Below are 20,688 nucleotides of genomic sequence, written 5' to 3' on the forward strand. Positions count from 1 at the left end.
AAGCACGCCTCGGTCTTCGACCTCCCCGCGCGCCTCCCGCACGCGGCCGGCTACCTCATCGCCACCGAGGTCGGCGTCCTGAAGAAGCTGACCGACGAGGTCAAGCGCCCCTACGTCGTGGTCCTCGGCGGCGCCAAGGTCTCCGACAAGCTCGCCGTCATCGACGAGCTGCTCGGCAAGGCCGACCGCATCCTCATCGGCGGCGGCATGGCCTACACCTTCCTCAAGGCCCTGGGCCACGAGGTCGGCATCTCCCTGCTCCAGACGGACCAGCTGGAGAAGGTCACCGAGTACATGGAGCGCGCGAAGAAGACCGGCGTCGAGCTGGTCCTCCCGGTCGACGTGCTCGTCTCCACGGACTTCCCGGACCTCAAGGGCAAGACCCCGGCGGACTTCGAGACCGTGGACGCGGACAAGATCCCGTCCGACAAGGAGGGCCTGGACATCGGCCCCAGGACGCGCGAGCTGTACGCGGCGAAGATCGCCGATGCGGAGACCGTCTTCTGGAACGGCCCCGTGGGCGTCTTCGAGCACCCCGACTACGCCCACGGCACCAAGGCCGTCGCCCAGGCCCTCGTCGACAGCAGCGCGTTCACCGTCGTCGGCGGCGGCGACTCCGCCGCTGCCGTGCGTACGCTCGGCTTCGACGAGAACGCTTTCGGCCACATTTCCACCGGTGGCGGCGCCTCCCTCGAATACCTCGAGGGCAAGACGCTCCCCGGCCTTGCCGCCCTGGAGGGCTGACCCCGCATGACTGCTCCCGTTTCCGCAGGCCGCACCCCGCTGATGGCGGGCAACTGGAAGATGAACCTCAACCACCTCGAGGCCATCGCCCACGTCCAGAAGCTCGCCTTCGCCCTGGCCGACAAGGACTTCGACGCCGTGGAGGTCGCGGTCCTGCCGCCCTTCACCGACCTGCGCTCGGTCCAGACCCTGGTCGACGGCGACAAGCTGAAGATCAAGTACGGCGCCCAGGACCTCTCCGCGCACGACTCCGGCGCCTACACGGGCGAGATCTCCGGCGCGATGCTGGCCAAGCTCCAGTGCACGTACGTGGCCGTCGGCCACAGCGAGCGCCGCCAGTACCACGCCGAGGACGACGAGGTCTGCAACGCCAAGGTCAAGGCCGCCTACCGCCACGGCCTCACCCCGATCCTGTGCGTCGGCGAGGGCCTGGACGTCCGCAAGGCCGGCGAGCAGGTCGCCCACACCCTCGCCCAGCTCGACGGCGGCCTCAAGGACGTCCCGGCCGAGCAGGTCGAGTCCATCGTGATCGCGTACGAGCCCGTCTGGGCCATCGGGACCGGCGAGGTCGCCACCCCCGAGGACGCGCAGGAGGTCTGCGGTGCGATCCGCGGCCGCCTCGCGGAGCTGTACTCGCGGGAGCTGGCCGACAAGGTCCGCATCCAGTACGGCGGCTCGGTCAAGTCCGGCAACATCGCGGCGATCATGGCCAAGCCCGACGTCGACGGCGCCCTGATCGGCGGCGCGGCGCTGGACGCGGACGAGTTCGTGAAGATCGTCCGCTTCCGGGACCAGTAGGACCGGGACCGGGGCCGCCGTGAGTATGCGGCGGCACGGATCCGTCGTACCCTTGCGGGGGCCAGGAGGCTGTACCGACAGCCGCTGGCCCCCGCGCGCTTCCCCGCACCGCCGGAAAGCCAGAAAAGCCAGAAAGTAGGAATCAGCCGTGATTATGGGGTTCTCGATCGCCCTGATCGTCTTCAGCGCCCTGCTGATGCTGCTCGTGCTGATGCACAAGGGCAAGGGCGGCGGCCTTTCCGACATGTTCGGCGGCGGCATGCAGTCGTCGGTCGGCGGTTCCTCCGTCGCCGAGCGCAACCTGGACCGCATCACCGTCGTCGTCGGTCTGATGTGGTTCGCCTGCATCATGGCGCTCGGCCTGCTGATGAAGTCGAGCGCCAGCTGACCGTTCTGGCCGTTCCGCCCGTCCGGTCGGCTCCGCCCGGCCTATCATGAGGTCGGCGTCCATGGCCTGGAATGAGTAACTCCGGTCCCTGGACGCGCGTTGGGCCTTACGTAGACTTGGGCGCCCGCGGCGGAAGATCCACTCATGCTCCGCGGCACCACCACGCAGGGAGTTACGACCGTGGCAAGTGGCAACGCGATCCGTGGTAGCCGGGTCGGAGCGGGGCCGATGGGCGAGGCCGAGCGCGGCGAGTCCGCGCCCCGCCTGCGCATCTCCTTCTGGTGCTCGAACGGGCACGAGACTCAGCCGAGCTTCGCCAGCGACGCGCAGGTGCCGGACACCTGGGACTGCCCGCGCTGCGGGTTCCCGGCCGGCCAGGACCGGGAGGACCCCCCGGCGCCGCCGCGCACCGAGCCGTACAAGACGCACCTGGCGTACGTACGCGAGCGCCGCACCGACGCCGACGGCGAGGCGATCCTCGCCGAGGCACTCGCGAAGCTCCGGGGCGAGATCTGAACGGCCCGTCAGGCGCGTACGAAGAGGCCCGGTGGGGCAGGAGAGGACTCCTGCCCCACCGGGCCTCTTCGCGTGTCCCGCATCGACGGCGCCTGTCCGGCACGGCCGCTCCGCATCCTTTAAGTTGGAGATCGGCGGGGCACGACAGGACGCAAGAAATGGGTTGATGTCCAGGATGAACGCAGACAGCCGTACGAAGCTCAACCGGACGCCCGAGTGGCAGGCACTCGGCAAGCACCGGGAGGAGTTCGGGCAGACGCATCTGCGGGGACTGTTCGAGGAGAACCCCGGCCGCGGCGCCGGCTACACCCTGCGGGCCGGGGACCTGCACATCGACTACTCGAAGCACCTCGTCACCGACGAGACGCTGGCGCTGCTCCGCGAGCTCGCGGCGGCGACCGGGGTGGCCGAGCTGCGCGAGGCGATGTTCCGCGGCGAGAAGATCAACACGACCGAGGACCGGGCGGTGCTGCACACCGCCCTGCGCGCCCCCGCGGACGCGGTCGTCGAGGTGGACGGCGAGAACGTCGTCCCCGGCGTGCACGCCGTCCTCGACAAGATGGCCGCCTTCTCCGACCGGATCAGGTCGGGGGAGTGGAAGGGCTCCACCGGCAAGCGCATCAAGAACGTCGTCAACATCGGCATCGGCGGCTCCGACCTCGGTCCGGCGATGGCGTACGAGGCGCTGCGGGCCTTCACCGACCGCGGCCTGACCGTGCGGTTCGTGTCGAACGTGGACGGTGCCGACCTGCACGAGGCCGTGCGGGACCTGGACGCCGCCGAGACGCTCTTCATCATCGCGTCCAAGACCTTCACCACCATCGAGACCATCACCAACGCGACCTCCGCGCGGAACTGGCTCCTCACGGAACTGGGCGCGGGCGAGGACGCCGTGGCACGGCACTTCGTGGCGCTGTCGACCAACGGGGAGAAGGTCTCCGAATTCGGCATCGACACGGCCAACATGTTCGAGTTCTGGGACTGGGTCGGCGGACGCTACTCCTTCGACTCGGCCATCGGCCTGTCCCTGATGATCGCGATCGGCCCGGACGCCTTCCGCGAGATGCTCGGCGGCTTCGCCGCCATGGACACGCACTTCCGCACGGCGCCGCCGGAGGAGAACGCCCCGCTGCTGCTGGGCCTGTTGGGCGTCTGGTACAGCGCCTTCTTCGACGCGCAGTCGCACGCGGTGCTCCCCTACAGCCACTACCTCTCCCGCTTCACGGCGTACTTGCAGCAGCTGGACATGGAGTCCAACGGCAAGTCGGTGGACCGGGACGGCAATCCGGTGGAGTGGCAGACCGGCCCCGTGGTGTGGGGCACTCCCGGCACCAACGGGCAGCACGCCTACTACCAGCTCATCCACCAGGGCACGCGGATGGTCCCCGCCGACTTCATCGGCTTCGCCCGCCCGGTGGACGACCTGCTCCCGGGGCTGAAGGACCAGCACGACCTGCTGATGGCGAACTTCTTCGCGCAGACGCAGGCGCTGGCCTTCGGCAAGACGGCTGACGAGGTGCGGTCGGAGGGCGTCCCGGAGGAGCTGGTCCCGCACAAGACCTTCCGGGGCAACCACCCCACGACCACGATCCTGGCGGCCGGCCTCACCCCGGCGGTGCTGGGCCAGCTGATCGCGCTGTACGAGCACAAGGTGTTCGTCCAGGGCGCGGTGTGGAACATCGACTCCTTCGACCAGTGGGGCGTGGAGCTCGGCAAGGTCCTCGCCAAGCGGGTCGAGCCCGCCCTGACCGAGGGCGCGGAGGTACCGGGCCTCGACCCCTCGACAAAGGCCCTGGTGGCGACCTACCGGGAGCTGAGCGGCCGCTGACCCCGGCTACGACGGAGCGCTCCGCACCCGGAGAGGGTGCGGAGCGCTCCGTCGTCGGTGCCGTACGGGACGGCCCTCAGGCCGGCGGGTACATCCCGGCGGGGAGGCCGGAGGCCGCCGCGCGGTCCAGCAGCCACAGGGTGCGGGAGCGGCCGTACGCGGCCGCGGCCGGGGCCTGCACCTCGCCCGCGCCCGCCAGGGCGAGGGAGACGGCGCCGGCCTTGTCCTCGCCCGCGGCCAGGAGCCAGACCTCGCGGGCCGCACGGATGGCCGGGAGGGTCAGGGAGATCCGGGTGGGCGGGGGCTTGGGGGCGCCGTGGACGCCGACCACCGTGCGCTCGGTCTCGCGGACGGCCGGGTGCTCCGGGAAGAGGGAGGCCACGTGGGTGTCCGGGCCCACCCCCAGCATCAGCACGTCGAAGCGGGGGACCGGGCCGTGGTCCTCCGGGCCGGCCGCCTTCGCCAGCTCGGCCGCGTACGCCGCCGCCGCCGCGTCCACGTCGTCCCCGTACGGGCCGTCGGAGGCGGGCATGACGTGCACCCGGGCGGGGTCCACCGGGACGGAGTCCAGGAGGGCCTCGCGCGCCTGGGTGTGGTTGCGCTCGGGGTCTTCGGCGGGGACGTAGCGCTCGTCGCCCCACCAGAGGTCCAGCCGGGACCAGTCGACCGCGTCCCGGGCCGGGGCGGCGGCCAGCGCCGCGAGCAGGCCGTTGCCGTTGCGGCCGCCGGTGAGGACCACCGAGGCGGAGCCGCGGGCCGTCTGCGCGTCCACGATCTTGGTGATGAGCCGGGCGGCCGTGGCCTGGGCCATCAGCTCCTTGTCCCGGTGGACGACGACCTGGGGAGTCGTCATACCCATGTGCTGCCGCCTTGTCGGTAGTTCGGGTGCGGGTGCGGCCGCCCGAAACGCCGGCGGGGCTGGATCTCCAGCCCCGCCGGCGTCTCGGGTCCACTGCTACGTGGCCGCGGTCTTCTTGGACGGCTTCGACGCGGGCTTGTCCGCCCGTGCCGGAGCCGCCGGGGCCTCCGCGGGAGCCGCCTCGGCCGGAGCGGGCTTCGCCGACGCCCGAGCCGGCTTGGCCGACGCCTGGGCCGCCTGAGCGGCGTCCAGCCTGGCCACGCCGAACTTCAGCGAGGCCTCGTACGTGTTGTCCGGGTCCAGCCGGCGCAGCTCCTCCGCCAGCAGCTCGGCCGTCTCGCGGCGCTTGAGCGCCACCGCACGGTCGGGCTGCCCCGGCATCGAGAGCGTGGCCAGGGCCCCGTCCGCGCGGTCCAGGACGATGTCGCCGTCCTTGGTCTCCAGGCGTACGGCCGTCAGCCCCGGGCCGGACGACAGCGTCCGCTTGACCGGGACCTTCAGCCGGTCCGCCAGCCACATGGCCAGCAGCTCGCAGCTCGGGTTGTCGTCCTCGCCCTCGACGGTCGCGGTGTCGACCGACAGGATCTGCTGGTCGAGTGCGGCCGCCAGCATGGAGCGCCACGGGGTGATCCGGGTCCAGGACAGGTCCGTGTCCCCGGGGGCGTACGCCGCGGCCCGGCCGGCCAGGGTGCCGATCGGGTTCTCGCAGGAGTACGTGTCCGTGATCCGGCGCTGCCCCAGCGAACCCAGCGGGTCGCCCGCCAGGTCCGTCGGAGCGCCCTCGGGCCACCAGACCACCACGGGGGCGTCCGGCAGCAGCAGCGGGAGGACCACCGACTGGGCGTGGTCCACCAGGTCGCCGTGGAGGCGCAGCACGACCGTCTCGCCGGAGCCGGAGTCCGCCCCGACGCGGATCTCCGCGTCGAGACGGGCATCGCGGCGGCTGCGCGGCGAGCGGCTGACCCGCTTGATGACGACGATGATCCGCGAGGGGTGCTCGTGGGACGCGTCGTTCGCCGACTTGAGGGCGTCGTACGCGTTCTCCTCGTCGGTCACGATCACCAGCGTGAGGACCATGCCGATGGCCGGCGTGCCGATGTCCCGGCGCGCCTGCACCATCGCGGCGTTGATCTTGCTGGAGTTGGTCTCCGTGAGGTCGATCTTCATGGCCGGCGCCAGCTCCGTCCGTCTCGTGCGAGCATCTCGTCCGCCTCGACCGGTCCCCAGGTGCCCGCCGGGTACTGCGCGGGCTTGCCGTGCTTGTCCCAGTACTCCTCGATCGGGTCGAGGATGTTCCAGGACAGCTCGACCTCCTGGTGGCGCGGGAAGAGGTTCGCGTCGCCGAGGAGCACGTCGAGGATGAGCCGCTCGTACGCCTCGGGGCTCGACTCCGTGAAGGACTCGCCGTAGGCGAAGTCCATCGTGACGTCCCGGACCTCCATGGAGGTGCCCGGGACCTTGGAGCCGAAGCGCACCGTCACGCCCTCGTCCGGCTGGACCCGGATGACCAGGGCGTTCTGCCCGAGCTCCTCGGTCGCGCCCGATTCGAACGGGAGGTACGGGGCGCGCTTGAAGACCACCGCGATCTCGGTCACCCGGCGGCCCAGGCGCTTGCCGGTCCGCAGGTAGAACGGGACGCCCGCCCAGCGGCGGTTGTTGATCTCCAGGCGGACCGCCGCGTAGGTGTCGGTCTTCGACTTGGGGTCGATGCCGTCCTCTTCGAGGTACCCGACGACCTTCTCGCCGCCCTGCCAGGCCGCCGAGTACTGGCCGCGCACGGTGTGCTTGCCCAGGTCCTCCGGCAGCTCCACGGCGGTCAGCACCTTGAGCTTCTCCGCCACCAGCGCCTTGGGATGGAAGGAGCCGGGCTCCTCCATCGCGGTGAGCGCGAGCAGCTGCAGCAGGTGGTTCTGGATGACGTCGCGGGCGGCGCCGATGCCGTCGTAGTACCCGGCCCGGCCGCCGATGCCGATGTCCTCGGCCATGGTGATCTGGACGTGGTCGACGTACGACCGGTTCCAGATCGGCTCGAACATGGTGTTGGCGAAGCGGAGCGCCAGGATGTTCTGGACGGTCTCCTTGCCGAGGTAGTGGTCGATCCGGAAGACCTCGTCGCGGGGGAAGACCTCGTGGACGACCTTGTTGAGCTCCTCCGCGCTCTTCAGGTCGTGGCCGAAGGGCTTCTCGATGACGGCACGCCGCCAGGAGCCCTCCTTCTGGGCCAGCCCGTGGTCCTTGAGCTGCTGGACCACCTTGGGGAAGAACTTCGGCGGGACCGACAGGTAGAAGGCGAAGTTGCCGCCCGTGCCCTGCGCCTTGTCGAGTTCCTCGATGGTCGCCTTGAGGGTCTCGAAGGCCGCGTCGTCGTCGAAGTCCCCCTGCACGAACCGGCAGCCCTGCACCAGCTGCTGCCAGACCTCCTCACGGAAGGGCGTGCGGGAGTGCTCCTTGACGGCGTCGTGGACCTCCTGGGCGAAGTCCTCGTCCTGCCACTCGCGCCGGGCGAACCCGATCAGCGAGAAGCCGGGCGGGAGCAGGCCGCGGTTGGCCAGGTCGTAGACGGCAGGCATCAGCTTCTTGCGCGACAGGTCACCCGTAACGCCGAAAATGACCAGGCCGGACGGCCCCGCGATGCGCGGGAGCCGCCGGTCCTGTGCGTCACGAAGCGGGTTCGCTCCGTTCACAGACAAAGTGTTCAGGCCTCCGTGGGGGCAAGGCGCTCAAGCTCCGCCTCGGTGGACTTCAGCAGGTCGTTCCAGGACGCCTCGAACTTCTCGACGCCCTCGTCCTCGAGCAGCTGCACCACATCGTCGTACGAGATGCCCAGCTTCGCGACCGCGTCGAGCTCGGCACGCGCCTGCGCGTAGGTGCCGCGCACGGTGTCGCCCGTGATCTGCCCGTGGTCGGCGGTCGCCTCCAGCGTGGCCTCCGGCATGGTGTTCACCGTGTTCGGGGCGACCAGGTCGTCCACGTACAGGGTGTCCTTGTACGCCGGGTCCTTGACGCCCGTCGAGGCCCACAGCGCACGCTGCTTGTTGGCGCCGACACGCTCCAGGGCGGCCCAGCGGTCCGAGGAGAAGACCTCCTCGTACGCCTCGTAGGCCAGACGGGCGTTGGCGAGGGCCGCCTTGCCCTTGAGGGCCTTGGCCTCGTCGGTGCCGACGGCGTCCAGGCGCTTGTCGATCTCGCTGTCCACGCGGGACACGAAGAAGGAGGCGACCGAGTGGATCAGCGAGAGGTCCAGGCCGGCTGCCTTGGCCTTCTCCAGGCCCGCCAAGTAGGCGTCCATGACCTTGCGGTAGCGCTCCAGCGAGAAGATCAGCGTGACGTTGACGCTGATGCCCCGGCCGATGACCTCGGTGATCGCCGGCAGGCCGGCCTCGGTCGCCGGGATCTTGATGAGCGTGTTCGGCCGGTCCACCAGCCAGGCGAGCTGCTTGGCCTCGGCGACGGTCGCCAGGGTGTTGTGGGCCAGGCGGGGGTCGACCTCGATCGACACCCGGCCGTCCTGGCCGTCGGTGCGGTCGTAGACCGGGCGCAGGATGTCGGCGGCGTCGCGGACGTCCGCCGTCGTGATCATCCGGATGGCCTCCTCGACGGTCACCCGGCGGGCAGCGAGGTCGGTCAGCTGCTGGTCGTAGCCGTCGCCCTGGCTGATGGCCTTCTGGAAGATCGACGGGTTGGTGGTGACACCGACCACGTGCGACTGGTCGATGAGCTCGGCGAGGTTGCCGGACGTGATGCGCTTGCGCGACAGGTCGTCCAGCCAGATCGCCACGCCCTCGTCGGAGAGGCGCTTGAGTGCGTCTGTCATGGGAATTGCATCTCCTACTGTTCTGGTACGGGCGTCAGCGCGCGGCGGCGGCGAGCGACTCGTGGGCGGCGGCGGTCACGGCCTCGGGAGTGAAGCCGAACTCGCGGAACAGCACCTTCGCGTCCGCCGAGGCACCGAAGTGCTCCAGCGAGACGATGCGGCCGGCATCGCCCACGTAGCGGTGCCAGGTCAGGCCGATGCCCGCCTCGACCGCCACGCGCGCCGTGACGGCGGGGGGCAGGACGCTGTCCTTGTACGCCTGGTCCTGCTCCTCGAACCACTCCACGGACGGCATCGAGACCACGCGGGTCGGGACGCCGACGGCCTGGAGCTGCTCGCGCGCGGCGACGGCGAGCTGGACCTCGGAGCCGGTGCCGATGAGGACGACCTGCGGCTCGCCGCCCTCGGCCTCGAAGAGCACGTACCCGCCCTTGGCGGCGTCCTCGTTGCGGTCGTAGGTGGGCACGCCCTGGCGGGTCAGCGCCAGACCGTGCGGAGCGCCCTTGCCGAACACCTTGGTGTGGCGGCGCAGGATCTCGCGCCAGGCGACGACGGTCTCGTTCGCGTCGGCCGGGCGGACCACGTTCAGGCCGGGGATGGCGCGCAGCGAGGCGAGGTGCTCGACGGGCTGGTGGGTCGGGCCGTCCTCGCCGAGGCCGACGGAGTCGTGCGTCCACACGTAGGTGACCGGCACGTGCATCAGGGCGGAGAGGCGCACGGCGTTGCGCATGTAGTCGGAGAACACCAGGAAGGTGCCGCCGTAGATGCGGGTGTGGCCGTGCAGGGCGATGCCGTTCATGGCCGCGGCCATGGCGTGCTCGCGGATGCCGAAGTGGATGGTGCGGCCGTACGGGTCGGCCTCCGGCAGCGGGTTGCCCACCGGCAGGAACGAGGAGTTCTTGTCGATGGTCGTGTTGTTGGAGCCGGCCAGGTCGGCGGAACCGCCCCACAGCTCCGGGATGACCGCGCCGAGCGCCCCGAGGACCTTGCCGGAGGCCGCGCGGGTGGCGACGGCCTTGCCGGTCTCGAAGACGGGGAGCTGCTCCTCCCAGCCCGCGGGCAGCTCGTTGGCGTTGATGCGGTCGAACTCCGCGGCGCGCTCCGGGTTGGCGGTGCGCCAGGCGGAGAAGTCCTTCTCCCACGTGGCCTTGGCCTCGCGGCCGCGGTCCAGCGCCTTGCGGGTGTGCGCGATGACCTCGTCGGAGACCTCGAAGGTCCGCGCCGGGTCGAAGCCGAGGACGCGCTTGGTGGCGGCGACCTCGTCGTCGCCGAGCGCCGAGCCGTGCGCGGCCTCGGTGCCCTGGGCGTCCGGGGCCGGCCAGGCGATGATCGAGCGGGCCGCGATGAAGGACGGGCGGCCGGTCTCGGCCTTGGCGGCCTCGAAGGCGGCGAAGAGCGCCTTCGGGTCGAGGTCGCCGTTCTCCTGCGGCGCGACGCGCTGGACGTGCCAGCCGTACGCCTCGTACCGCTTCAGGGTGTCCTCGGAGACGGCCGTCTCCGTGTCGCCCTCGATGGAGATGTGGTTGTCGTCCCACAGCAGCACGAGGTTGCCGAGCTTCTGGTGGCCGGCGAGGGCGGACGCCTCGTGGGAGATGCCCTCCTGGAGGCAGCCGTCGCCCGCGATCGCGTAGACCATGTGGTCGAACGGGGAGGTGCCCTGCGGGGCCTCCGGGTCGAACAGGCCGCGCTCGTAGCGGGCGGCCATGGCCATGCCCACCGCGTTGGCGATGCCCTGGCCGAGCGGGCCGGTGGTGGTCTCGACGCCAGCCGTGTGGCCGTACTCGGGGTGGCCGGGGGTCTTGGAACCCCAGGTCCGGAACGCCTTGAGGTCGTCCAGCTCCAGGCCGAAGCCGCCCAGGTACAACTGCGTGTACAGGGTGAGGGACGAGTGCCCCGCGGAGAGCACGAAGCGGTCGCGGCCGACCCACTCGGGGTCCGCCGGGTCGTGCCGCATCACCTTCTGGAAGAGGGTGTACGCGGCGGGGGCCAGGCTCATCGCCGTACCGGGGTGGCCGTTTCCGACCTTCTGGACCGCGTCAGCGGCCAGGATGCGGGCGGTGTCGACGGCCCGCTGGTCCAGTTCGGTCCACTCGAGCTCTGTGGTGGTCGGCTTGGTGCTCACCGTGTGTCAGGGCTCCTCTCCACATGTCTGTTCCCGGTGACGAGGCGTTGCACCGGCGCGATTCCGAGCCTACCCCCGCCACGGCGTGCAGCTATTCGAGTGCCGAGAGTCGGTCATGTCGGCGCCGACGGGTGTTCACCTGAGCGCCGGAGGCGCCCTCTGAGCGCGGGGGTGCGCTCGTGGTCGTACCGTCCCGTATGCCCGGTCCGCCCGGCCCAACACGAACGGACCCCCGCGCGGGGCGACGCAAGCGCAACGTCTAGAGTGGCGTGGTACGCGCAAGCCTTTACCGGACCTCCATGTCTTCCGTGGTCCGCGCGGAGCTTGCTGGAATTCTCTGTCAGGGGTGTGCGTGACGGCCGTCGAATCCCGTCCAGCGGGGGTGCTCGGGACGAGCTCCGGTCACCGGCCGTTCGGGGCCCGGGCCATGGCCTTCGTGGCACTGACCAAGCCGCGGATCATCGAGCTCCTGCTCATCACGACCGTGCCGGTGATGTTCCTCGCCGAGCAGGGCGTGCCGTCGCTGTGGCTGGTCCTCGCCACCTGCTTCGGCGGCTACCTGTCCGCGGGCGGTGCCAACGCCCTGAACATGTACATCGACCGCGACATCGACGCGCTGATGGACCGGACCTCGCAGCGCCCGCTGGTGACCGGCATGGTCAGCCCGCGCGAGTGCCTGGTCTTCGGCATCGCGCTGGGGGTGCTCTCCACCCTCTTCTTCGGCCTGCTGATCAACTGGCTCTCGGCCGCGCTCGCGCTCGGCGCGCTCCTCTTCTACGTCGTCGTCTACACGATGCTGCTGAAGCGGCGCACCTCCCAGAACATCGTCTGGGGCGGCATCGCCGGCTGCATGCCGGTGCTCATCGGCTGGTCCGCGGTGAAGAACGAGGTCTCCTGGGCCGCGGTCATCCTCTTCCTCGTCATCTTCTTCTGGACGCCGCCGCACTACTGGCCGCTGTCGATGAAGGTCAAGGACGACTACGCGCGGGTCGGCGTGCCGATGCTCCCGGTCGTGGCCGGCAACAAGGTCGTGGCCCGCCAGATCGTCCTCTACAGCTGGGTGATGGTCGCGGTCTCGCTGCTGTTGACCCCGCTCGGGTACACCGGCTGGTTCTACACCGCGGTGGCGCTGGTGGCCGGCGGCTGGTGGCTGTGGGAGGCGCACGCTCTGCACGCGCGGGCCAAGGCGGGCATGACCGGCGGCAAGCTCAAGGAGATGCGGCTCTTCCACTGGTCGATCACCTACGTGTCGCTGCTGTTCGTGGCGGTGGCCGTGGATCCCTTCCTCCGCTGATTACCCACGGGTAGCATGCCGTCCATGGCAGACACCGCGCAGACCGCAGACAAGAAGCAGGACCGCACGGCGGCGAAGCTGGCCAAGCAGATCGGCGCCTTCGCCGCGCAGCACGGCGGCGCCGAGGGCCACCTCGCGCACATCGGGCAGGCCGGCACCCGGATCGTGCTCGTCGGCACGGACGGCGGATGGGGCGACCTGGCGGCACCCACCTTCGCCGTGGCCCGGCTGGCCGCCGAGAAGGCCGCGCTGACCCTCCACGAGGACTTCGACGGAGAGCTGGCCGCCCGGGTGCGGACCGGCCCGTACGAGTGGACCCGGATGGCCGGGATCCAGATCGGCGGACCGGCGAACCCGGCCGTCTGACCCCTCCGGCGCCCGCTCCGGCCCCGTCCGGGGCCGTCTCGGTCAACAGCGCGAGCAACACCTCACACCCCGCTCACCCGTTAGGACGTGTGGAAGCCGCTTCCTCTCCCCACGTCCGCAACGGGATGCCCGGATGATCGAAACGCCGCCCCTGGTGGACCAGTACTGCCACGGAGTACTCCGTACGGAACTGGGCCTGGGCACCTTCGAGGCCGAGCTGGTCCACTCGGCCGGCCCGCCCGCCGCGGGCACCACCTCCTTCGACACCCAGACCGGCTTCGCCGTGCGCCGCTGGTGCCCGCCGCTGCTGGGGCTGGAGCCGCACTGCGCCCCCGTCCGCTACCTGGCCCGCCGGCGCGAGCTCGGCCCGGCCGAGTCCGCCCGGCGGCTGCTGCGCGGTGCGGGGGTCGCCGCCTACCTGGTCGACAGCGGGGCGGCCGGGGACCTCACCGGCCCCAAGGAGCTGGCGCTCGCCGGGAACGCGGAGGCCTTCGAGGTGGTCCGCCTGGAGTTGCTGGCCGAGGAGGCCGCCGACACCTCCGGGACCGTGGCCGCCTTCCTGGCCAACCTGGCCGAGGCCGTCCATCACACGGCCACCGGGGCCGCCGCCTTCACCTGCGGCTCGGCCGGCCCGTCCGCGGGCCCCTCCCTCGGCGCCGTCCTGGCCTTCGCCCCCGGGCCGCCGGACCCCGACGAGGTCCGCGGGGCGGCCGGCCGCTGGCTGGCCCGGCGGGCCAAGGGCGACGCCGTACGGGACCCGGTGCTCCTGCGGCACCTGCTGTGGAGCGCGGTGGGGTCCGGGCCGGCCCTCCAGCTGCACACGGGGGCGGACGCGGGGGAGCCGGGACAGCGGCCGGACCGGGGCGACCCCGGGCTGTTCACGGAGTTCGCGCGGGCCACGGTGGGCCTGGGGGCGCGGCTGGTGCTGCTGGGCGGCTATCCGCACCACCGGCACGCGGCGCAGCTCGCGGCCGCCTTCCCGCACGTGTACGCCGACGCCGGAGCGGCCCTCGGGCGGACCGGGACGCGGGCCGCGGGAATCCTGGCCGAGCTGCTGGAGCTCGCGCCGTTCGGGAAGCTGATGTTCTCCAGCGGGGGCCGGCGGCTGCCCGAACTGCACGCGGTGGGCGCCCTGGTGTTCCGGGAGGCACTGGACCGGGTGCTCGGCGGATGGGTCGCCGAGGGCGCCTGGTCCCGACGCGACGCGGACCGGGTGGCGGCCATGATCGCCGAGGGGAACGCCCGCCGCGTCTACCGGCTGGACGGGCGGGCGTAGGGTCGCGCCCCGGGACCCGGACCGGCAGGCCCCGACCGGACCGGGCCCCGGCGCCCCGACCGGTGTGGTCCGGACCGGTGCGGCCTGGTGCCGCCTGGTCACGCCCGGCCCGGACCGGCGCGGCGGGCCCGGATCTTCGGTCGCCGGTCGGGTCGCCGGTCGGCCGCTCAGACGGTCGAGAGCAGGGGGTCGGCCCCCGCCGGGGCGTCCGCCCGGGCCGCCGGCCGCTCGCGCAGGCCCAGTGCCACCCGCAGCACCGCGATCCACACCAGACAGGAGCCCAGCATGTGCGCCGCGACGAGGAGCTCGGGCAGCTCGGTGAAGAACTGCACGTAGCCGATGGCGCCCTGGGCGAGCAGGACGACCAGCAGGTCGCGGGCGCGGGCCCGCGTGTCGGCCGGGGCGTCGACCACGCGTAGCACCAGCCACATCGCGACGGCGAGCGCGCACACCACCCAGGCGGCGACGGCGTGCACGTGGGCGGTGGCCGCCCAGTCGAACGGCATCCGCTCGATCTCGCTGCTGTCACCGGCGTGCGGCCCGGAACCGGTGACGACGGTGCCCGCCGCGATCAGTACGAGGGTGGTCGCGATCAGCGCCCACGACAGCTTGCGCACCGGGCCGGGCACGCGCGGGCGCGCAGCGGTGTCACCCTCGGCGGTGCGCTGCCAGCTGATGGTGGTCACCGCGATCAGCGTGGTGGCGAGCAGGAAGTGCCCCGCCACGCTGTACGGATTGAGGCCCGTCATGACGGTGATCCCGCCGAGCACGGCGTTGCACACCACCAGGGCGAACTGGGTCCAGCCGAGCCGGGTCAGCGCGTGGCGCCAGGGCTTGGCCGAGCGGGCCGCGACGATGTACCAGCCGACGGCGGCGCAGAGCACGTACGTCAGCATCCGGTTGCCGAACTCGACGGCGCCGTGGAAGCCCTGGGCCTGCGTCGCGATGAGGCTGTCGTCGGTGCACTTGGGCCAGGTGTCGCAGCCGAGGCCGGAGCCGGTCAGCCGCACCGCGCCGCCGGTGACGACGATGGCCACGCTCATCAGGAGCGCGGCGAACGCGGCCCGCCGGACGGTCCGGGGTGAGGGCGTCCAGCGGTCGGCGATGTATGCGAATGGGTTCAACACGGCCACTATCGTAGGCGCCGCCTTGTGCAAACTTTCACGAGGGGGTGGCTCCGGGTGCGTCGGGTCCGACGACCAGGCGGAACCTCGCCCCGGCCGGATCGCCCTCCTCGTGCCACCAGAGGCGTAAGCGCCAGTGCCCGCCATCGCCCGGATAGTCGGCCGACGCCGCGAAGCCGCGTACCACTTCGGACGCCACGTCCTCCGCTGTCCTGTTCCGGACCTCTGTGGCGCTGTGCCACGGATGCCCCTGTACGTGCCACAGCCCGTCGGGGCCCCGGACCTCGACGCGCCAGACCGCCAGCCAGGGCGTGACCTCCAGCATGGTGCGGACCTGCTCGGCGCCGAGGTGCAGCCGGGCCGCGATCTCGGGCTCGGCCACGCCCTGGATCCGGGCTGCCACCACGGCCTGGGGCAGCAGCCGCTCGGGCAGCAGGCCCCGTGCGCGCAGACTGACCAGGGAGCCGAAGGCCAGGAAGCGCAGGCGCAGTTCCAGCTGGCGGTCGATGTGGTCGAGGGCCTCCTCGGTCTCCTCGGCCTCCTCCGCCCCCGGGTCCGCGAGCAGCAGCTGCCGGAAGTCCGCCTCCGCGTCCACCGCCCAGGCCACCGCCTCCTCGGCCGATCCGAGCTCGGCGAGCCGGTCCCCGAGGAAGACCTTGGCCTGGGCGAGGCCGCGCCGGTTGACGGGGTCCCGCTGGTCCAGGCCCGCCCACACGCCCACGGCGGTCCGGGTCAGGTCGCGGGCGCGTTCGCCGGCCGCCCGTTCCATCGCGCTGGGGCCCTCGGTGGCGGCCGGGCCCATCGGGTGGCGCGGCAGCCGGGCGGCGTCGCTCAGCGGCCAGGCCAGCCAGACCCCGTGGTTGATCAGTCCGCGGGCGTACCAGCGGGCGAAGTCGGGGGAGTGCGCCGCCGCGCGCTCGGAGCTGCGCAGCCCCTCCTCGATCGTGGCGAGGGCGGCCGCGCGGTCGCCCTCGGCGAAGCGCAGGGCGGCCCGGTCGGCGAGGCGGAGCCCCAGCAGGGCGGTGCACTCGGGGTCCTCCGGGCGGGTCCGCAGGGCGCCGATCAGCTCGTCGAGCAGCCGGTCGCGCTCCGCCGGCTCCACGTGATCGGCGCCCGCCCGGACCCGTGCCCACTGTCCGTCCAGCCGAAGAACGGCCTCTCGCTCCGCCATGTCCGCCCCCCGGCGTCGTGGTCCGCGCACCTCATGGGTCGAGGTCCATAGTCGCGGGAAGGCGGACCGGAGCGGAAGGGATTCACTCCCAGCGGAACAGCCGGGCCGCGGCCCCCAGGCCGAGCGCCGCCCAGGCGGCCAGGACGGCCGCGTCGCCCCACGGCAGCGAGGCCCCCTGCTGGAGCACCGCGCGCAGTCCGTCGGACAGGGCCGAGATGGGGAGCAGCTCCAGGGCGGAGCGGACCCCGGCCGGGAACTTGTCCAGCGGCACGATCACGCCGCCGCCGACCAGCAGCAGCAGGAAGACGAGGTTGGCGGCGGCCAGGGTCGCCTCCGCCCGGAGGGTGCCCGCCATGAGCAGTCCGAGCCCGGAGAAGGCGGCGGTGCCCAGCAGGACCAGCACGGCGACCGACAGCGGGTTCCCCTGCGGCGACCAGCCCAGGGCGAGGGCGATCACCGTCAGCAGGGCGATCTGGAGCACCTCGGTGACCAGCACCGACAGGGTCTTGGCGGCCATCAGCGCCCAGCGGGGCAGCGGGGAGGCCCCGAGCCGCTTGAGGACCCCGTAGCGGCGGTCGAAGCCGGTGGCGATGGCCTGGCCGGTGAAGGCCGTGGACATCACGGCGAGTGCCAGGATGCCGGGTGCCAGGAAGTCCACCGACTCGCCCGCGCCGGTCTCGATGATGTCGACGGAGGAGAACAGCACCAGCAGCAGCGCCGGGATGACCACGGTGAGCAGCAGCTGTTCGCCGTTGCGCAGCAGCATCCGGGTCTCCAGTGCCGTCTGCGCGAGGATCATGCGGGAGACGGGCGCGGCCCCCGGGCGGGGGGTGAACGTGCCGGCGCTCATGCGCGCAGCTCCTTACCGGTCAGTTCGAGGAAGACGTCTTCGAGGGTGTGCCGCTCCACCGTGAGGCTGTCCGGCAGCACGCCGTGCTGCGCGCACCAGGAGGCGACGGTGGCCAGCAGCTGGGGGTCGACGTCCCCGGTGACCCGGTAGACGCCCGCGGTGGGCTCCGCGGCCTCGGTGCCGTCGGGCAGCGCCTTGAGCAGCGAGCCGAGGTCGAGGGCGGGGCGGCCGGTGAAGCGCAGGGTGTTCTCGGCGCCCCCGCGGCACAGCTGCTCGGGACTGCCGTGGGCGATGACCCGGCCCGCGTCCACGATGGCCACCTCGTCGGCGAGCTGCTCCGCCTCGTCCATGTGGTGGGTGGTGAGGACGACGGTGACCCCGTCCGTGCGCAGTTCCCGTACGAGGTCCCAGGTCGCGCGGCGGGCCTGCGGGTCGAGTCCGGCGGTGGGCTCGTCCAGGAAGACCAGCTCGGGGCGGCCGACCACGGCCATGGCCAGGGCCAGGCGCTGCTGCTGGCCGCCGGAGAGCCGCCGGTAGGGGGTGCGGCCGCATCCGCCGAGGCCGAGGCGCTCCACCAGGGGGTCGACGTCGAGCGGGTCGGCGTACAGCTTGGCCATGTGGCGCAGCATCTCGACGGCGCGCGCGCCGGAGTAGACGCCGCCGGACTGCAGCATCACGCCGACCCGCGGGCGAAGGGCCTCGGCCTGGGAGACCGGGTCGAGGCCGAGGACGCGGACCGTGCCGGCGTCGGGCCGGCGGTAGCCCTCGCAGGTCTCCACCGTGGTCGTCTTGCCCGCGCCGTTCGGACCGAGGACCGCGGTGACGGAGGCACTCGGGACGGTGAGGTCCAGTCCGTCCACCGCGGTCTTGGGGCCGTACCGCTTCACCAGTCCGCGGATCCGCACGGCGGGGTCGTTGCTCATGGGTGTGGAGTCTACGGAGCCCCGGAGGGGGTCCCGGGTCCCGGGGTCGAAGGGCGGCCGGGCCGCTCGTCGGGTGGCCGCAACCCGTTTTGGAGGCCGTTTGATGCGAACACCGCGCTGCGCGCGCGGTTTTTTTCTGCGGGGCGGTCCCGGATGGCCCAGCGTCGTTCGGTGATCTTTTCGGGAATGCGGACTTCATGGTTGCGGGAAGCGTGATGGGCGGGGGATTGCTGGTGGGGGCCCTGTACCGCTTCACCGGGAGGCCCGGCGGGCGATCGGAATAATTGGCTCCGAATAACTCTGCGTCGATAAATTAGGTAACCCTTAGTGATGGAGGCCACCGTGAGTGGCCTCCATCACGGCTTGTCGTCGTCCGGTTAATTACGCAACAATGGCGTTGTGAAATACGGCGAACGGCACACCGAGACCCCCCAGGGGGAGCTCGCGACCGGGGAGCGGTCAACCCGCAACCGGGTGGCGCGGTCCATCCTGGACCACGGTCCGTCCACCGTCGCCGACCTCGCGCAGCGCCTCGGCCTCACCCAGGCCGCCGTCCGCCGCCACCTCGACACGCTCGTGAGCGACGACGTCGTCGAAGCCCGTGAGCAGCGCGTGTACGGCGCCCGCACCCGGGGCCGGCCCGCCAAGGTGTTCGCACTGACCGACTGCGGGCGCGACGCCTTCGACCAGTCCTACGACACGCTCGCCGCCGACGCCATGCGCTGGATCGCGCAGTCCGGCGGCGGCGGCGCCCAGGGCGAGGCGGCCGTGGCCGCTTTCGCCCGCGCGCGGATGGAGGCGCAGGCCCTGACCTACCGGGACGCCGTCGCCGCCGCCGCACCGGAGGACCGCGCCGAGGCCCTGGCCAGGGCGTTGACCGCGGACGGGTACGCTGCTACGGCGAAGAGCGCTCCCGGCCCGCACAGCGGTGAACAGCTCTGCCAGCACCACTGCCCGGTCGCGCACGTCGCCGAGCAGTTCCCACAGCTCTGCGAGGCGGAGACCGAGGTCTTCTCCCGCCTGCTCGGGACACATGTGCAGCGCCTCGCCACCATCGCCCACGGCGACGGAGTGTGCACGACGTTCATCCCGCGAAGTGCGGGCGCAGCACAGACCGACACATCAGCATCTGCAAGTACGGCCGGGAGGAACCCCGCATGACCACGGAGACTGCTCACCCTGAGCTCGATGGCCTGGGCACCTACGAATACGGCTGGGCCGACTCCGACGCGGCCGGCGCCGCTGCCAAGCGGGGTCTGTCCGAGGAAGTAGTCCGCGACATCTCGGCGAAGAAGTCCGAGCCCGAGTGGATGCTGAACCTCCGCCTCAAGGGTCTCAAGCTGTTCGGCAAGAAGCCCATGCCCAACTGGGGTTCCGACCTCTCCGGCATCGACTTCGACAACATCAAGTACTTCGTGCGCTCCACCGAGAAGCAGGCCGCCTCGTGGGAGGACCTGCCGGAGGACATCAAGAACACGTACGACAAGCTCGGCATCCCCGAGGCGGAGAAGCAGCGCCTCGTCGCCGGTGTCGCGGCCCAGTACGAGTCCGAGGTCGTCTACCACCAGATCCGCGAGGACCTGGAGGAGCAGGGCGTCATCTTCCTCGACACGGACACCGCGCTGAAGGAGCACCCCGAGCTCTTCCAGGAGTACTTCGGCACGGTCATCCCGGTCGGCGACAACAAGTTCGCCTCGCTGAACACCGCGGTGTGGTCCGGCGGCTCGTTCATCTACGTGCCCAAGGGCGTCAAGGTCGACATCCCGCTCCAGGCCTACTTCCGGATCAACACGGAGAACATGGGCCAGTTCGAGCGGACGCTGATCATCGTGGACGAGGACGCCTACGTCCACTACGTCGAGGGCTGCACCGCGCCGGTCTACTCCTCGGACTCGCTGCACAGCGCCGTGGTCGAGATCATCGTGAAGAAGGGCGGCCGCTGCCGCTACACGACGATCCAGAACTGGTCGAACAACGTCTACAACCTGGTCACCAAGCGCGCCGTGGCGTACGAGGGCGCGACCATGGAGTGGATCGACGGCAACATCGGCTCCAAGGTCACCATGAAGTACCCGGCCGTCTACCTGATGGGCGAGCACGCCAAGGGCGAGACCCTCTCCATCGCCTTCGCGGGCGAGGGCCAGCACCAGGACGCCGGCTCCAAGATGGTCCACATGGCGCCGAACACCTCCTCCAACATCGTCTCCAAGTCGGTGGCCCGGGGCGGCGGCCGCACCTCCTACCGGGGCCTGGTCGAGATCGGCGAGGGCGCCCACGGCTCGAAGTCCAACGTGCTGTGCGACGCGCTGCTGGTCGACACGATCTCCCGCTCGGACACCTACCCCTACGTGGACGTCCGCGAGGACGACGTGTCCATGGGCCACGAGGCCACCGTCTCCAAGGTCTCCGACGACCAGCTCTTCTACCTGATGAGCCGCGGGCTGACCGAGTTCGAGGCCATGGCGATGATCGTGCGCGGCTTCGTCGAGCCGATCGCGCGAGAGCTGCCGATGGAGTACGCGCTGGAGCTGAACCGGCTGATCGAGCTGCAGATGGAGGGTTCGGTCGGCTAGTCCCCGACCGCCCGGCATCCGCCGCGGATTCTTCTACGTAGG

General features: G+C 71.5%; 19 protein-coding genes. 10 read left to right on the forward strand and 9 right to left on the reverse strand.

Annotation, left to right across the window (positions count from 1 at the left end; translation table 11 throughout):
* From ACFWU6_RS17480 to pgi, 5 genes are all read left to right on the forward strand, one after another.
* Positions 1–744, forward strand: a 744-nt coding sequence (locus ACFWU6_RS17480; protein WP_383981781.1) for a phosphoglycerate kinase, incomplete at its 5' end; no start/stop codon positions are given.
* Between the two features lie 6 nt (positions 745–750).
* Positions 751–1,542: a triose-phosphate isomerase gene (gene tpiA, locus ACFWU6_RS17485; RefSeq protein ID WP_383812363.1), complete on the forward strand. Its 792-nt coding sequence runs from the start codon at positions 751–753 to the stop codon at positions 1,540–1,542.
* A gap of 154 nt (positions 1,543–1,696) precedes the next feature.
* Positions 1,697–1,930, forward strand: a complete 234-nt coding sequence (secG, locus tag ACFWU6_RS17490) for a preprotein translocase subunit SecG (RefSeq protein WP_383812365.1) — start codon at positions 1,697–1,699, stop codon at positions 1,928–1,930.
* A gap of 228 nt (positions 1,931–2,158) precedes the next feature.
* Positions 2,159–2,446 (forward strand): RNA polymerase-binding protein RbpA, encoded by a 288-nt coding sequence (locus ACFWU6_RS17495; RefSeq protein ID WP_383812367.1) that lies wholly within the window; start codon positions 2,159–2,161, stop codon positions 2,444–2,446.
* 175 nt (positions 2,447–2,621) lie between these two features.
* A complete protein-coding gene (gene pgi, locus ACFWU6_RS17500; protein WP_383981835.1) occupies positions 2,622–4,274 on the forward strand; it encodes a glucose-6-phosphate isomerase in 1,653 nt (550 codons plus the stop codon).
* Between the two features lie 76 nt (positions 4,275–4,350).
* Here pgi and pgl read toward each other — a convergent pair whose 3' ends face one another.
* From pgl to tkt, 5 genes are all read right to left on the reverse strand, one after another.
* Positions 4,351–5,127, reverse strand: coding sequence for a 6-phosphogluconolactonase (pgl, locus tag ACFWU6_RS17505; protein WP_383803958.1), 777 nt, complete (start codon positions 5,125–5,127; stop codon positions 4,351–4,353).
* Positions 5,128–5,229: 102 nt separating this feature from the next.
* A complete protein-coding gene (opcA, locus tag ACFWU6_RS17510) occupies positions 5,230–6,300 on the reverse strand; it encodes a glucose-6-phosphate dehydrogenase assembly protein OpcA (RefSeq protein WP_383803866.1) in 1,071 nt (356 codons plus the stop codon).
* On the reverse strand, positions 6,297–7,823 hold the full coding sequence (gene zwf / locus ACFWU6_RS17515; protein ID WP_383803868.1) for a glucose-6-phosphate dehydrogenase: 1,527 nt from the start codon (positions 7,821–7,823) through the stop codon (positions 6,297–6,299). The genes opcA and zwf overlap by 4 nt, the downstream gene beginning before the upstream one ends.
* A gap of 5 nt (positions 7,824–7,828) precedes the next feature.
* On the reverse strand, positions 7,829–8,947 hold the full coding sequence (tal, locus tag ACFWU6_RS17520) for a transaldolase (protein WP_383803870.1): 1,119 nt from the start codon (positions 8,945–8,947) through the stop codon (positions 7,829–7,831).
* A 34-nt stretch (positions 8,948–8,981) separates the two neighbouring features.
* A complete protein-coding gene (tkt, locus tag ACFWU6_RS17525; RefSeq protein ID WP_383981784.1) occupies positions 8,982–11,069 on the reverse strand; it encodes a transketolase in 2,088 nt (695 codons plus the stop codon).
* Between the two features lie 352 nt (positions 11,070–11,421).
* On the opposite strand from tkt, the gene ACFWU6_RS17530 reads away from it, so the two are divergent.
* The 3 genes from ACFWU6_RS17530 (at position 11,422) to ACFWU6_RS17540 (ending at position 14,005) form a co-directional block, all read left to right on the forward strand.
* The gene (locus ACFWU6_RS17530) at positions 11,422–12,363 is read left to right on the forward strand and encodes a heme o synthase (protein WP_383803875.1); all 942 of its coding nucleotides are present in this window, start codon (positions 11,422–11,424) and stop codon (positions 12,361–12,363) included.
* Positions 12,364–12,387: 24 nt separating this feature from the next.
* Positions 12,388–12,729, forward strand: coding sequence for a hypothetical protein (locus tag ACFWU6_RS17535; RefSeq protein ID WP_383981786.1), 342 nt, complete (start codon positions 12,388–12,390; stop codon positions 12,727–12,729).
* 133 nt (positions 12,730–12,862) lie between these two features.
* The gene (locus ACFWU6_RS17540) at positions 12,863–14,005 is read left to right on the forward strand and encodes an amidohydrolase (RefSeq protein ID WP_383981788.1); all 1,143 of its coding nucleotides are present in this window, start codon (positions 12,863–12,865) and stop codon (positions 14,003–14,005) included.
* A 167-nt stretch (positions 14,006–14,172) separates the two neighbouring features.
* On the opposite strand, the gene ACFWU6_RS17545 is transcribed toward ACFWU6_RS17540, so the two are convergent.
* From ACFWU6_RS17545 to ACFWU6_RS17560, 4 genes are all read right to left on the reverse strand, one after another.
* Positions 14,173–15,162: a heme A synthase gene (locus ACFWU6_RS17545; protein WP_383981790.1), complete on the reverse strand. Its 990-nt coding sequence runs from the start codon at positions 15,160–15,162 to the stop codon at positions 14,173–14,175.
* A 4-nt stretch (positions 15,163–15,166) separates the two neighbouring features.
* Positions 15,167–16,300 carry a hypothetical protein gene (locus ACFWU6_RS17550; protein ID WP_383981791.1) on the reverse strand — a complete coding sequence of 378 codons (1,134 nt, stop codon included), beginning with the start codon at positions 16,298–16,300 and terminating at the stop codon, positions 15,167–15,169.
* An 82-nt stretch (positions 16,301–16,382) separates the two neighbouring features.
* Positions 16,383–17,150 (reverse strand): ABC transporter permease, encoded by a 768-nt coding sequence (locus ACFWU6_RS17555; protein WP_383981793.1) that lies wholly within the window; start codon positions 17,148–17,150, stop codon positions 16,383–16,385.
* The gene (locus tag ACFWU6_RS17560) at positions 17,147–18,073 is read right to left on the reverse strand and encodes an ABC transporter ATP-binding protein (protein WP_383981795.1); all 927 of its coding nucleotides are present in this window, start codon (positions 18,071–18,073) and stop codon (positions 17,147–17,149) included. Before ACFWU6_RS17560 ends, ACFWU6_RS17555 begins: the two co-directional genes overlap by 4 nt.
* 399 nt (positions 18,074–18,472) lie before the next feature.
* On the opposite strand from ACFWU6_RS17560, the gene ACFWU6_RS17565 reads away from it, so the two are divergent.
* Both ACFWU6_RS17565 and sufB read left to right on the forward strand, forming a co-directional pair.
* Complete coding sequence (locus tag ACFWU6_RS17565) at positions 18,473–19,234, forward strand: helix-turn-helix transcriptional regulator (RefSeq protein ID WP_383803889.1); 762 nt, start codon at positions 18,473–18,475, stop codon at positions 19,232–19,234.
* Positions 19,231–20,646 carry a Fe-S cluster assembly protein SufB gene (gene sufB, locus ACFWU6_RS17570; protein WP_383803891.1) on the forward strand — a complete coding sequence of 472 codons (1,416 nt, stop codon included), beginning with the start codon at positions 19,231–19,233 and terminating at the stop codon, positions 20,644–20,646. Before ACFWU6_RS17565 ends, sufB begins: the two co-directional genes overlap by 4 nt.
* The last annotated feature ends 42 nt before the right edge of the window (positions 20,647–20,688 follow it).

It is taken from the genome of Streptomyces sp. NPDC058674 (assembly GCF_042716505.1).
In the GTDB taxonomy this organism is placed as follows: domain Bacteria; phylum Actinomycetota; class Actinomycetes; order Streptomycetales; family Streptomycetaceae; genus Streptomyces.

Bases quoted from the DNA above. Each gene is read 5' to 3' on its own strand.
- tpiA (WP_383812363.1), top strand. From the start codon at position 751: ATGACTGCTCCCGTTTCCGCAGGCCGCACCCCGCTGATGGCGGGCAAC.
- secG (WP_383812365.1), top strand. From the start codon at position 1,697: ATGGGGTTCTCGATCGCCCTGATCGTCTTCAGCGCCCTGCTGATGCTG.
- ACFWU6_RS17495 (WP_383812367.1), top strand. From the start codon at position 2,159: ATGGGCGAGGCCGAGCGCGGCGAGTCCGCGCCCCGCCTGCGCATCTCC.
- pgi (WP_383981835.1), top strand. From the start codon at position 2,622: ATGAACGCAGACAGCCGTACGAAGCTCAACCGGACGCCCGAGTGGCAG.
- pgl (WP_383803958.1), bottom strand. From the start codon at position 5,127: ATGACGACTCCCCAGGTCGTCGTCCACCGGGACAAGGAGCTGATGGCC.
- opcA (WP_383803866.1), bottom strand. From the start codon at position 6,300: ATGAAGATCGACCTCACGGAGACCAACTCCAGCAAGATCAACGCCGCG.
- tal (WP_383803870.1), bottom strand. From the start codon at position 8,947: ATGACAGACGCACTCAAGCGCCTCTCCGACGAGGGCGTGGCGATCTGG.
- ACFWU6_RS17535 (WP_383981786.1), top strand. From the start codon at position 12,388: ATGGCAGACACCGCGCAGACCGCAGACAAGAAGCAGGACCGCACGGCG.
- ACFWU6_RS17540 (WP_383981788.1), top strand. From the start codon at position 12,863: ATGATCGAAACGCCGCCCCTGGTGGACCAGTACTGCCACGGAGTACTC.
- ACFWU6_RS17550 (WP_383981791.1), bottom strand. From the start codon at position 16,300: ATGGCGGAGCGAGAGGCCGTTCTTCGGCTGGACGGACAGTGGGCACGG.
- ACFWU6_RS17555 (WP_383981793.1), bottom strand. From the start codon at position 17,150: ATGAGCGCCGGCACGTTCACCCCCCGCCCGGGGGCCGCGCCCGTCTCC.
- ACFWU6_RS17560 (WP_383981795.1), bottom strand. From the start codon at position 18,073: ATGAGCAACGACCCCGCCGTGCGGATCCGCGGACTGGTGAAGCGGTAC.
- sufB (WP_383803891.1), top strand. From the start codon at position 19,231: ATGACCACGGAGACTGCTCACCCTGAGCTCGATGGCCTGGGCACCTAC.